At 69.9% G+C, this 11,313-nt stretch carries 12 protein-coding genes and 1 pseudogene; 12 read left to right on the forward strand and 1 reads right to left on the reverse strand.

Going from position 1 to position 11,313, the window contains the following annotated elements; all coding sequences use genetic code 11:
* The 12 genes and pseudogenes from infB to G3573_RS16335 all read left to right on the forward strand — a co-directional run.
* Nucleotides 1-2,020 (forward strand): translation initiation factor IF-2 (gene infB / locus G3573_RS16280; RefSeq protein ID WP_163262529.1); only part of this gene is annotated, 2,020 nt, incomplete at its 5' end.
* A 107-nt stretch (nt 2,021-2,127) separates the two neighbouring features.
* Nucleotides 2,128-3,579, forward strand: coding sequence for a GntP family permease (locus tag G3573_RS16285; protein ID WP_163262531.1), 1,452 nt, complete (start codon nt 2,128-2,130; stop codon nt 3,577-3,579).
* An 88-nt stretch (nt 3,580-3,667) separates the two neighbouring features.
* Nucleotides 3,668-4,219: a hypothetical protein gene (locus G3573_RS16290; RefSeq protein ID WP_163262533.1), complete on the forward strand. Its 552-nt coding sequence runs from the start codon at nt 3,668-3,670 to the stop codon at nt 4,217-4,219.
* Between the two features lie 19 nt (nt 4,220-4,238).
* Complete coding sequence (locus G3573_RS16295; protein WP_163262535.1) at nt 4,239-4,955, forward strand: DUF2459 domain-containing protein; 717 nt, start codon at nt 4,239-4,241, stop codon at nt 4,953-4,955.
* A gap of 134 nt (nt 4,956-5,089) precedes the next feature.
* The gene (gene rbfA, locus G3573_RS16300; RefSeq protein ID WP_163262537.1) at nt 5,090-5,533 is read left to right on the forward strand and encodes a 30S ribosome-binding factor RbfA; all 444 of its coding nucleotides are present in this window, start codon (nt 5,090-5,092) and stop codon (nt 5,531-5,533) included.
* Nucleotides 5,533-6,492 (forward strand): tRNA pseudouridine(55) synthase TruB, encoded by a 960-nt coding sequence (gene truB / locus G3573_RS16305; RefSeq protein ID WP_163262539.1) that lies wholly within the window; start codon nt 5,533-5,535, stop codon nt 6,490-6,492. The genes rbfA and truB overlap by 1 nt, the downstream gene beginning before the upstream one ends.
* Before the next feature lie 10 nt (nt 6,493-6,502).
* Nucleotides 6,503-6,772 (forward strand): 30S ribosomal protein S15, encoded by a 270-nt coding sequence (rpsO, locus tag G3573_RS16310; protein ID WP_163262541.1) that lies wholly within the window; start codon nt 6,503-6,505, stop codon nt 6,770-6,772.
* A gap of 311 nt (nt 6,773-7,083) precedes the next feature.
* Nucleotides 7,084-9,345 carry a polyribonucleotide nucleotidyltransferase gene (pnp, locus tag G3573_RS16315; protein ID WP_163262543.1) on the forward strand — a complete coding sequence of 754 codons (2,262 nt, stop codon included), beginning with the start codon at nt 7,084-7,086 and terminating at the stop codon, nt 9,343-9,345.
* Nucleotides 9,346-9,444: 99 nt separating this feature from the next.
* A complete protein-coding gene (locus tag G3573_RS16320; RefSeq protein ID WP_163262545.1) occupies nt 9,445-9,660 on the forward strand; it encodes a hypothetical protein in 216 nt (71 codons plus the stop codon).
* A gap of 253 nt (nt 9,661-9,913) precedes the next feature.
* Nucleotides 9,914-10,123, forward strand: a complete 210-nt coding sequence (locus G3573_RS16325) for a cold-shock protein (RefSeq protein WP_163262547.1) — start codon at nt 9,914-9,916, stop codon at nt 10,121-10,123.
* Nucleotides 10,124-10,339, forward strand: a pseudogene (gene infA, locus G3573_RS16330) (translation initiation factor IF-1); the annotation flags it as partial. It lies immediately after the preceding gene.
* A gap of 76 nt (nt 10,340-10,415) precedes the next feature.
* Nucleotides 10,416-10,622, forward strand: coding sequence for a hypothetical protein (locus tag G3573_RS16335; protein ID WP_163262551.1), 207 nt, complete (start codon nt 10,416-10,418; stop codon nt 10,620-10,622).
* An 86-nt stretch (nt 10,623-10,708) separates the two neighbouring features.
* Here the strand turns inward: G3573_RS16335 and G3573_RS16340 are convergent.
* The coding region (locus G3573_RS16340) for an ACT domain-containing protein (protein ID WP_163262553.1) at nt 10,709-11,313 on the reverse strand (605 nt) is incomplete at its 5' end.

Below are 11,313 nucleotides of genomic sequence, written 5' to 3' on the forward strand. Positions count from 1 at the left end.
GCGTTCGGCCGACCGCAAGCCCGCGCACCTGGAGGAGGCCGATCGTCTCCGCCGCGCCCGCGCGGCCGGCGCCGAGGCGCCCGGCAAGGCCCTGTCCCGCACCCGCGGCGCGCCGCAGCGCCGTGAAGGTCGCCTGACCATTCAGGCGGTCGCCGGCGACGGTGAGACCGCCGAGCGGATGCGTTCGCTGGCCTCGGTTCGCCGGGCCCGCGAGCGTGAGAAGGAAAAGCGCAAGGGCGGCGCCGTCGAGCAGCCGAGGGTTGCGCGCGAGGTCGTGATCCCGGACGTCATCACCGTCCAGGAACTGGCCAACCGCATGGCCACCCGCGGCGTCGACATCATCAAGTTCCTGATGCGTCAGGGCATGATGCTGAAGATCAACGACGTCATCGACAACGACACCGCCGAGCTGGTGGCCACCGAGTTCGGCCACACCGTGAAGCGCGTGTCGGAAGCCGACGTCGAAACCGGCTTCATCGCCGAGGAAGACGCGCCCGAGACCATGCTGCCCCGGCCTCCGGTGGTGGCGGTCATGGGTCACGTCGACCACGGCAAGACCAGCCTGCTGGACGCGCTCCGTTCGACGGACGTGGCCGCGGGCGAAGCCGGCGGCATCACCCAGCACATCGGCGCCTACCAGGTCCGCCTGCCGAACGGCGAGCGCGTGTCGTTCCTCGACACCCCGGGCCACGCGGCGTTCTCGGCCATGCGGGCGCGCGGCGCCAACGTCACCGACATCGTCATCCTGGTGGTGGCGGGCGACGACGGCGTCATGCCCCAGACGATCGAAGCGATCAGCCACGCCAAGTCGGCCGGCGCTCCGATCATCGTGGCCGTCAACAAGATGGACAAGCCGGGCGCCGACTCCACCCGGGTGGTCAACGAGCTGCTGCAGCACGAGATCGTGGCTGAAAGCCTGGGCGGCGACACCCAGATCGTCGAAGTCTCCGCCACCAAGCGGATGAACCTCGACAAGCTGATCGACGCCATCCTGGTGCAGGCCGAGATCATGGACCTGCGCGCCAACCCGAACCGGTCGGCCGAAGGCGTGGTCATCGAAGCCAAGCTCGACAAGGGCCGCGGCCCGGTCGCGACCGTCCTGGTCAAGCGCGGCACGCTCAAGCGCGGCGACATCGTCGTGGCGGGCGGCTCCTGGGGCCGCGTGCGCGCCCTGGTCAACGAGCGCAACGAACAGGTTCCGACCGCCGGCCCGTCCGAGCCGGTCGAGATCCTCGGCCTCGACGCCGCTCCGGATCCGGGCGAGACCCTGGCCGTGGTGGAAGACGAAGCCCGCGCCCGCGAGCTGACCGAGTACCGCGAGCGCGTGAAGCGTGAGAAGGCCGTCTCGCCGATGGCCGGCGTGTCCATGGCCGACATGATGTCGCGCCTGCAGGACAAGAAGCTCAAGGAGCTGCCGGTCATCATCAAGGCCGACGTCGGCGGCTCGGCCGAAGCCATCGCCGGTTCGCTGGCGAAGATCTCGACCGACGAAGTGCGTGCTCGCGTCATCCATTCGGGTGTCGGCGGCATCACCGAGTCCGACGTGCTGCTGGCCAAGGGCGCCAACTCGCCGATCATCGGCTTCAACGTCCGCGCCTCGAAGCAGGCCCGCGATCTCGCCCAGCGCGAGGGCGTGGAGATCCGCTACTACGCGATCATCTACGACCTGATCGACGACATCAAAGGCGTGCTCTCGGGCATGCTGCCGCCGATCCAGCGCGAAACCTGGCTGGGCAACGCCGAAGTCCTGGAGGTCTTCAAGATCACCAAGGTCGGCATCGTCGGCGGCTGCCGCGTCACCGAAGGCGCGGTCCGCAAGGGCGCCAAGGTGCGTATCCTGCGCAACGACGTGGTCATCCAGGAGATGGGCACGCTGGTCACGCTCAAGCGCTTCAAGGACGAGGTCAACGAAGTCGTCGTCGGCCAGGAATGCGGCATGAACTTCGGCAGCTTCCAGGACGTCAAGAAGGGCGACCTGATCGAGTGCTTCACCGTCGAAGAGATCAAGCGCACGCTCTGATCCCTGTATTGACCGGTTGATCAAGATTGCGGCCCGCCTCCCCGGAGGCGGGCCGTTTTCGTTTGTGCGCGCCCGAACCCGCCCGCCGGCGCAGGGTTGATGCGCGCATGGGGCTTCTCGGCATCCTCCTGGCGCTGGCCGTGCTGGTCTGGTTCGCGTTCCGCGGCTGGAGCGTGCTGCTGCTGGCCCCGATCGCGGCCCTGCTGGCGGCGGCCTTTTCCGGCCAGCCCCTGCTGGCCAGCTGGACCCAGACCTTCATGGGCGGCGCGGCCGGCTTCCTGGCCCAGTTCTTCCCGCTGTTCCTGGTCGGCGCGGTGTTCGGCAAGCTGATGGACGACAGCGGCTCGGTCGCCGCGATCGCGCGCTTCCTGATCCACAAGCTGGGCCCGCAGCGCGCCGTACTGGCCGTGGTGCTGGCCGGCGCGGCGGTCACCTACGGCGGGGTCAGCGTGTTCGTGGCCATGTTCGTGCTGGCGCCCATGGCCGGCGCCCTGTTCCAGGCGGCCGGCGTGCCGCGCCGGTTGACGCCGGCGGCCATCACGCTGGGCACCTCCACCTTCACCATGAGCGCCCTGCCGGGCACGCCGGCCATCCAGAACGCCATCCCGATCGCCTTCCTCGGCACCACCCCCTTCGCCGCCCCGGGCCTGGGCGTGATCGCCTCGGCGGTCATGCTGGCTGTCGGGCTGTGGTGGATGGCCCGCGCGGAGACGAAGGCCCGCGCCGCCGGCGAAGGCTATGACGGCGTAGCGTGCGACGTCGCGGGCCCGCCCGACCTGCAGCGCGTGCGCGAACGCGCCGCCACCGCGCGCGAGTTCGACCCGCCGGAGCTGGCCCACGGCCGCCGGTCCGACCTCGAGCCCCGGCTCGCCCTGGCCGCCTTGCCGCTCTTCGTGGTGATCGGGGTCAATCTGCTGATGTCGCTGGTCGTCCTGCCCCGGCTGGACCTGGGCTTTCTGGAGGCGCCGCGCTGGGGCGGCGTGGCGCCGGCCTCGGTCGTGGGCGTCTGGTCGGTGCTGGTGGCCCTGACCGCGGCGGTGGCGACCGTCGTGCTGGTCAACCGCCGCCGGCTGCCGGGCTTGCGGGAGAGCATGGACGCCGGCGCCCACGCCTCGGCCCTGCCGGCGCTCAGCGTGGCCAGCCTGGTCGGCTTCGGGGCCGTGGTGGCGGCCCTGCCGGCCTTCGGCGTCGTGCGCAACCACCTGATCGACCTCGAGGTCGGGCCGCTGGTGTCTCTGGCGGTCGCCACCAACCTGCTGGCCGCCCTGACCGGCTCGGCCTCGGGCGGCCTGACCGTGGCGCTGGAGGCGCTGGGGCCGGACTTCATCCAGAGCGCCGTGGCTCAGGGCGTCGACCCGGCCCTGATGCACCGGGTCGCGGCGATCGGGGCCGGCACGCTGGACCTGCTGCCGCACAACGGCGCGGTCGTCACCCTGCTGGCGGTGTGCGGCTGCAGCCATCGCGAGGCCTATCGCGACATTGTCGGCGTCGGCGTGCTGGGCGCGGCCGCGGCCCTGGTCGTGGTCATCGCGCTCGGCTCGGTGTTCGGCGCGTTCTGACTTGCGGACCGAGGGCGCCGGGCCGAAGCTTGGCCTTCCACCGAAACTGCACTATTTCCGGTGGCGGATGCCTCGTCGGGGTTAAGTCATGGTCGGACGTGCTTTCAACGCCGTGCTCGCGGCGCTCGTGGTCGCCGGGGCGGCCGCGCCCGCCTTCGCGGCGGACCGGCTCTACTACGTCTACGATCCCGACTCCGCGAGCGCGAAGCTGTTCACCGGCGTCACCACCTTCGTCGTGAAGAAGGGCCTGTTCGGCAAGACGCCGCTGGAGATGTTCGGCCAGAACGGCAAGAGCGTCAGCCTGGGCGGCGACGCCGAACGGCCGTTCTCGATCGACGAGGCGGCCGACCTGGTGAAGGCGGGCAAGAACGAGCCGATCAGCCTGTACGCCGTCGGCGGCGCGGACGGCGGCAAGGGCTTCGCCAAGGCGGCCTGCGCCGGCGCCGAGCGCGCCTGGCTGGTCACCACCCCGTTCGAGCCGCACACCAAGCTGAAGGTCCAGGTCATCGGCTGGAACGCCGAGAAGAAGGCCGCCTTCTTCTGCACCCAGCTCGACTTCCGCTACCGCGGCGAATACGCCGCGCCGAAGTCCGGCCGCGTGCCGGTCAACGACGGCAACGGCGCGGCCAAGGGCTGGTGAGCCGGACGCGGGGGCGACCATGACCGGACGTTCTCGCGCCCTGCCGATCCGCCTTCTCGTCGCCCTCGGCGTCGCGGGCCTGCTGCTGTTGGCCCTGCTGAGCTATCGGCGCCCCGGTGATCCGCAGCTCTATCCCGTCGCGCCCGGCGCGCCGGCGGTGACCGTCTATGTCGTCGACAACGGCATGCACACCAACCTGGCCGTCCCGGCCGAGGCGCTGAAGGCGCACGGCGGGCCTTCGGCCGAGGCCCTGGCCCAGATCGCGCCCTCGCCGTGGGTGCTGGTCGGCTGGGGCGACGCGCGCTTCTACGTCGAGAGCGGCATGTCGCCGGCCCGGGCCCTGGACGCGCTGCGCGCCCTGTTCGCGCCGGGCAACCGCTCGGTGGTCATGCTGGAGCCGATCCGCACCTCGCCGGACAAGCTCTATTCTAGCGGCGTGGTGAAGCTGCGGCTGTCGCCGGAGGGCTTCGAGCGGCTGGCCCAGCGGCTGGACCGCTCCTTCGCGCTCAGGGACGGCGCCCCTCAGGGCGGCCCGGTGCGCGGCTGGGGCGAGGCGCATTTCTTCGAGAGCGCCGAGACCTTCTCCTACCTCCACCTGTGCAATCACTGGACCGCCGAGCTTCTGAACGCGGCCGGCCTGCCGGTGCGCCCGGGGGTCTCCACCCTGCCGGCCGGGCTGGTCCACGACCTGAAAACCCGCGCCGGGGCGCTGGACACCGCGGCCCCGGCCCGGTAAGCCCCGCGCCTTCCCGGGTCCCGCCCGGCGCCTGCGGCTCGGTTGAGACCATCGCCCGGGCGCGCGGGTTGACCGCCTGGACCCACACACCCCCGCCCGCCGCGTCCGATCCGCGGCTGCGGGACGGAGACGACATGAAGCGACATCAAGACAACGCCAAGGGCGGCCATGCGGCCGGGCCTTCGCAACGCCAACTGCGCGCCGGCGAGCTGGTCCGCCACGCTCTGGTCGAGGTCCTCCGCGAGGAGGAGATCCACGACGACGCCATGCGCGGCGTCTCGGTGACCGTCACCGAGGTGCGCCTGAGCCCCGACCTGAAGCACGCCACCTGCTTCGTGGAGCCGCTGGGCGGCGGCCACGCGCCGGAGGTGGTCGACGCGCTGAACCGCCACGCCCGCTTCCTGCGCGGCGCGCTCGGCCGGCACATGGTCATGAAGTTCACGCCCGACCTGCGCTTCCTGCACGACGAGAGCTTCGACAAGGCGGCCCACATGGACGCCCTGTTCAACGACCCGCGCGTGCGCCGGGACATCGAGCGCCCGGAAGGCGAAGATCAGGCCGACGAGGACGAAGGCTGATGGGGCGCAGGAAGAAGGGCGATCCCGTCCACGGCTGGGTGTGCCTGGACAAGCCGCTGGAGGTCACCTCCACCGAAGCCGTCTCCAAGGTCCGCCGTCTGTTCAACGCCCAGAAGGCCGGCCACGCCGGCACGCTGGACCCGCTGGCCACCGGCGTGCTGCCGATCGCGCTGGGCGAGGCGACCAAGACCGTGCCGTTCCTGATGGAGGCGGAGAAGGTCTATCGCTTCTCGATCGAGTGGGGTGCGACCACCACCAGCTTCGACCGCGAAGGCGAGAAGACCGCCACCTCCGACGTGCGGCCCAGCGCCGACGCCGTGGCGGCCGTGCTGCCGCGCTTCGTGGGCGAGATCCAGCAGGTCCCCCCGGCCTTCTCGGCCATCAAGGTCGGCGGCGAGCGCGCCTACGACCTGGCCCGCGACGGCATCGAGGTCGAGCTGGCGGCCCGTCCGGTGGTGATCCACGAGGCGGCGGTCAGCGCCGCGCCGGACGCCGACCATGTCGAGATCACCATCCGCTGCGGCAAGGGCACCTATGTGCGCTCGCTGGTGCGCGACATCGCGCTGGAGCTCGGCGCCTGCGGCCACGTCTCGGCGCTGCGGCGCGAGCGGGTGGGGCCGTTCAGCGCGGAGAACGCGATTACACTGGATAAATTGCAGGAGTTGGTGCATAGGGGCGACGGCTTGGAGGCCCTGCTTCCGGTCGAGACGGCGCTGGACGACATCCCGGCGCTCGCCGTGACCGATGAAGACGCCTTCTGGCTCAAGCAGGGACGCCCCGTCGTCCTGCTCCCCAGACAGGTCGAAACGCTTCGCCCGCGTCTGAGACCGCGCACTGTCGCGGGCCAGGATGCGAGCCGGACCGTTCTGGCCACGACCGGGGGCAAGGCGCAGGCGCTCTGTGAAATGCGGGCCGGGAAGCTGAATCCCGTCCGCGTGTTCCATCTCGATCTCGCTTAAGGAAATCCCGATGTCGATCACTGTCGAGCGCAAGGCTCAACTGATCCAAGACCACGCCCGCTCCGCGGGCGACACCGGCAGCGCCGAAGTCCAGGTCGCGATCCTGTCTGAACGGATCTCGAACCTGACCGAGCACTTCAAGACCCACAAGAAAGACAACCACTCGCGCCGGGGGCTGCTGAAGCTCGTGTCGCAGCGTCGTCGTCTGCTCGACCACCTGAAGAAGTCCGACCAGGGCCGCTATCAGTCCCTGATCGAGCGTCTGGGCCTGCGCCGCTAAGCGCTAGACCAAATCGCGGGCGCCCTCCGGGGCGCCCGCGGCCTATCCGGCGTCGTCCTTCCGACAAGCTCAGGGACGCCGTCGGCCCGGTTCGAAAGTCGAACCCCGTACGTGAGGGCGATCACCGTCCTCGACCAGAGCCTGTCCAGGTCTTTCCGCCGAAGCTGCGAGCAAGGCCTGAACCACCAAGTGGGCGTGACGCCGGCGCGGCCGGACGACGCCCGGGAGAGGACCCGAAGGGCCTGACGGCCCCCACCGCCTGTCCACCCCCGCGCGCAATGGGGCCGCGGGTACAGAGAAGAAAAACCGAAATGTTCGATATCAAACGCAAGACCATCGAGTGGGCCGGCCGTCCGCTGACCCTCGAAACCGGCCGCGTGGCCCGTCAGGCCGACGGCGCCGTGCTCGCCACCTACGGCGAGACCACCGTCCTGGCCACCGCCGTGTTCGGCAAGGCGCCGAAGCCGGGGATCGACTTCTTCCCGCTGACGGTCAACTACCAGGAAAAGACCTTCGCCGCCGGCAAGATCCCGGGCGGCTACTTCAAGCGTGAAGGCCGTCCGACCGAGAAGGAGACCCTGGTCTCCCGCCTGATCGACCGTCCGATCCGCCCGCTGTTCGTCAAGGGCTTCAAGCATGAAGTCCAGGTGGTCGTGACCGTGCTGTCGCACGACCTGGAGAACGATCCGGACGTCGTCGGCATGGTCGCCGCCTCGGCCGCCCTGACCCTGTCGGGCGTGCCGTTCATGGGCCCGATCGGCGCCGCCCGCGTCGGCGTGATCGACGGCCAGATGGTCCTGAACCCGACCCTGGAGCAGATGACCGAGTCCAAGCTGGACCTCGTCGTCGCCGGCACCCAGGACGCCCTGATGATGGTCGAATCCGAAGCCAAGGAGCTGCCGGAAGAGACCATGCTCGAGGCGCTGATGTTCGCGCACCGCGGCTTCCAGCCGGTGATCGACGCGATCATCGAACTGGCCGAGCACGCCGCCAAGGAGCCGTTCGACTTCCAGCCGGAACCGACCGACCACATCGAAGCGGCCATCCGCGACCTGGTCGGCGCCGAGCTGCGCGCCGCCTACGGCCTGACCCAGAAGGCCGAGCGCCGCGCCGGCATCGACGCCGCCAAGAAGCGCGCCGTCGAAGCCCTGGTGAAGTCCGAGGCCAACCCGGAAGGCTTCGATCCGACCAAGTTCGGCTCGGCCTTCAAGGAAGTCGAAGCCAACGTCCTGCGCCGCGACATCATCGAGAACGGCCGCCGCGTGGACGGCCGTCCGGTCGACAAGGTCCGCCAGATCGTCTCGGAAGTCTCGGTCCTGCCGCGTACCCACGGCTCGGCCCTGTTCACCCGCGGCGAGACCCAGGCCCTGGTGGTCGCCACCCTGGGCACCGGCGAGGACGAGCAGTGGATCGACGCGCTGGAAGGCACCTACAAGGAGCGCTTCCTGCTGCACTACAACTTCCCTCCCTACTCGGTGGGTGAGACCGGCCGCATGGGCTCGCCGGGCCGTCGCGAAATCGGCCACGGCAAGCTGGCCTGGCGCGCGATCCGTCCGATGCTGCCGGCCGCGGACGAATTCCCCTACACCGTCCGTCTGGTGTCGGAGATCACCGAGTCCAACGGCTCCTCGTCGATGGCCACGGTCTGCGGTTCGTCGCTGGCCCTGATGGACGCCGGCGTGCCGCTGAAGCGTCCGGTCTCGGGCATCGCCATGGGCCTGATCCTGGAGCCGTCGGGCGAATACGCCGTCCTGTCGGACATCCTGGGCGACGAGGACCACCTCGGCGACATGGACTTCAAGGTGGCCGGCACCGAGGTGGGCGTCACCTCGCTGCAGATGGACATCAAGGTCCCGGGCATCACCGAAGAGATCATGCGCAAGGCGCTGACCCAGGCTAACGCCGGTCGCCTGCACATCCTCAACGAAATGGCCCAGGCCATGACCGCGCCGCGCGCCGAGCTCGGCGAGTTCGCCCCGAAGATCGAGACCATCAAGATCCCGACCGACAAGATCCGCGAAGTGATCGGCTCGGGCGGCAAGGTGATCCGCGAGATCGTCGAGAAGACCGGCGCCAAGGTCGACATCGCCGACGACGGCACCATCAAGATCGCCGCCTCGGAGCAGTCGAAGATCGACGCCGCCCGTGACTGGATCAAGTCGATCGCCTCGGAACCCGAGGTCGGCACGATCTACACCGGCAAGGTCGTGAAGGTGGTCGACTTCGGCGCCTTCGTGAACTTCTTCGGCGCCAAGGACGGCCTGGTCCACATCAGCCAGCTGGCTCCGCACAAGGTGGCCAAGACCACCGACGTCGTGAACGAGGGCGACACCGTGAAGGTGAAGTTCCTGGGCATGGACGACCGCGGCAAGACCAAGCTGTCGATGAAGGTGGTCGATCAGGAAACTGGCGAAGACCTGTCCGAAAAGCTGGCCGCCGAACGCGCCGCCCGGGGCGAAGCCCCGGAGGAAGAGCGTTCGGAGCGCCGCGAGCGCAGCGAAGGCGGCGAGCGTCGCGACCGTGACGGCGGCCGCGGCCGTCGTCCGCGCCGCGAGCGCAGCGACGCCGAGTGATCCTGCGGAGCTTTCGCTCCGGAGATCGTGACTGAGAGCGGGCGGGCCGGCGACGGCCCGCCCGTTTTCGTTCGCGCTGATCGTGCTACGCTCCGGGCCATGAGCGAGCCGGAACGCAAGGCTGAAGTGGTGTCGCTGCGCGACGTGCGCCGGCGCAAGGAGCAGGCGGCCAAGGCGGCCAAGCCCAAGCCCGTGGGCGCCGTCCCGCGGCAGGGCCGCGAACCGATCGTGAAGTCCTGGCGCAACCTCGCCGTCTTCGTCGCCGTGCTGGTCGCCCTGGCCCTCGTCGAGGCCCTGTTCCGCCGCCTGTTCTGAAGCGAGGCCTTTTCCGGCAAGGGCGGGCGGCAGATTCGAATTTGTTCCGTCGGCCGCCGCGACTTTTTAGCCCCGGTCAAGCTGGACTCCGCGCAAGCGGCGGCCCATGTTCCGACCCGTCGAGCCTCTGTCGCGTATCACTGCGCCTACTACCGTCCGCGACGCGCGCTCGGGTTACCAGGACGCCTTATCTGCAGACCTCGACGCTACCCGCCGTCCCTCGGGGCGGCTTCGATCCCTATGGAGGCCTACAATGGCGACTGGGACTGTGAAGTGGTTTAACGCGACCAAAGGCTATGGCTTCATCCAGCCGGACGACGGCGGCAAGGACGTGTTCGTGCACGTCAGCGCCGTGGAGCGTTCGGGCCTGGGCCGCATCGACGAAGGCCAGAAGCTCTCCTACGAGCTGGAGCGTGACCGCCGCAGCGGCAAGGAATCCGCCGTCAACCTGCAAGCGGCGTAAATGGCCAAGGAAGAGTTCATCGAGTTCGAAGGCGAAGTCATTGAACTTCTGCCCGAGGGACGCTTCCGCGTTAAGCTCGACAACGAACACGTCATCCTGGCCTACACGGCCGGGCGAATGAAGCGGAACAAGATCCGGTCGCTGGTCGGCGATCGGGTGACCGTCGAGATGACTCCGTACGATCTCGACAAGGGCCGCATCACCTTCCGCCACAAGACCGAGGGCGCTCCGCGTCCTCCGGGCGCCCCGCCGCGTCCGCCGCGTCGCCGTTGAGGAGAGACCGCCCGTGCACATGACCGAACGTCTTCCCGGGATGGACTTGAAGGACCTCGCCACCCTGCGCGCGAACGCCGTTCGCCTGCAGTCCAGCGGGGCGCCCAACCAGCAGGCGGCCGCGACCGACCTGCTGCCGTTGATCGACGCCGAACTGGCCGGCCGCAAGGCCAAGGCTCCGGCGGCCACCAAGTCTCCCAGAAAGACCAAGGCCAAGGCCGGGTGATCGCCGGAACGTGACGAAATAAGGAACCGGGCGGGCGCACGCCCGCCCGGGACCTGCCCCAGACATTCAAAAGAACAATCGAAGCGCTAGCGCGCCCGACCCGCCCGGATGCGGATCGGGGCCGTCGGCGCGCGCGCTTCGGTCTGCTCCAGCACTCCTTCCAGCGCCGCCTTCAGGGCGGTGATCCGGCGCGGCTCGGCGAGCCGTCCGCCTTCCTCGTCGTGCACGTAGAAGGCGTCGACCGCGCGTTCGCCGTAGCTGTCGACGTGGGCGGACTGGATCGACAGGCCGGCGTCGGCCAGCACGCGGGCCAGGTCGGCCAGCAGGCCCGGCCGGTCGCGGCCTGAGGCCTCCACCACGGTGGCCGCCTTGGTCGCCTCGTTGTCGACCGCCACCGCCGGCGAGATCGCGAAGGCGGCGCTGCGCCCGGTGATCGGCCGCGCCGGCGTGCGGGCGGCGACGCCCTCGCCGCGGGCGGCCGTCTCGATCTCGTGGCAGACCTTGCCCAGCACGGCCGGGTGGCCCGAGCCGTAGGGCTCGCCGCGGGCGTCCTGGACGTGGAAGACGTCCAGGGCCAGGCCGGTCCTCGAGGTGAACACCCGCGCGCCGACCACGTCCGCCCCGGCCGCGGCCAGGGCGGCGGCGACGTCGGCGAACAGACCCTTGCGGTCGCGCGCGGCCAGCACCAGCT

The organism is Caulobacter sp. 17J65-9 (genome assembly GCF_010975005.1).
GTDB lineage: Bacteria > Pseudomonadota > Alphaproteobacteria > Caulobacterales > Caulobacteraceae > 17J80-11.

What these genes read in the sequence shown, in the direction of transcription:
- G3573_RS16325 (WP_163262547.1), top strand. Translation starts at nt 9,914, where the DNA reads ATGGCGACTGGGACTGTGAAGTGGTTTAACGCGACCAAAGGCTATGGC.
- truB (WP_163262539.1), top strand. Translation starts at nt 5,533, where the DNA reads ATGGGGCGCAGGAAGAAGGGCGATCCCGTCCACGGCTGGGTGTGCCTG.
- G3573_RS16290 (WP_163262533.1), top strand. Translation starts at nt 3,668, where the DNA reads ATGGTCGGACGTGCTTTCAACGCCGTGCTCGCGGCGCTCGTGGTCGCC.
- rbfA (WP_163262537.1), top strand. Translation starts at nt 5,090, where the DNA reads ATGAAGCGACATCAAGACAACGCCAAGGGCGGCCATGCGGCCGGGCCT.
- rpsO (WP_163262541.1), top strand. Translation starts at nt 6,503, where the DNA reads ATGTCGATCACTGTCGAGCGCAAGGCTCAACTGATCCAAGACCACGCC.
- G3573_RS16295 (WP_163262535.1), top strand. Translation starts at nt 4,239, where the DNA reads ATGACCGGACGTTCTCGCGCCCTGCCGATCCGCCTTCTCGTCGCCCTC.
- G3573_RS16335 (WP_163262551.1), top strand. Translation starts at nt 10,416, where the DNA reads ATGACCGAACGTCTTCCCGGGATGGACTTGAAGGACCTCGCCACCCTG.
- G3573_RS16320 (WP_163262545.1), top strand. Translation starts at nt 9,445, where the DNA reads ATGAGCGAGCCGGAACGCAAGGCTGAAGTGGTGTCGCTGCGCGACGTG.
- G3573_RS16285 (WP_163262531.1), top strand. Translation starts at nt 2,128, where the DNA reads ATGGGGCTTCTCGGCATCCTCCTGGCGCTGGCCGTGCTGGTCTGGTTC.
- pnp (WP_163262543.1), top strand. Translation starts at nt 7,084, where the DNA reads ATGTTCGATATCAAACGCAAGACCATCGAGTGGGCCGGCCGTCCGCTG.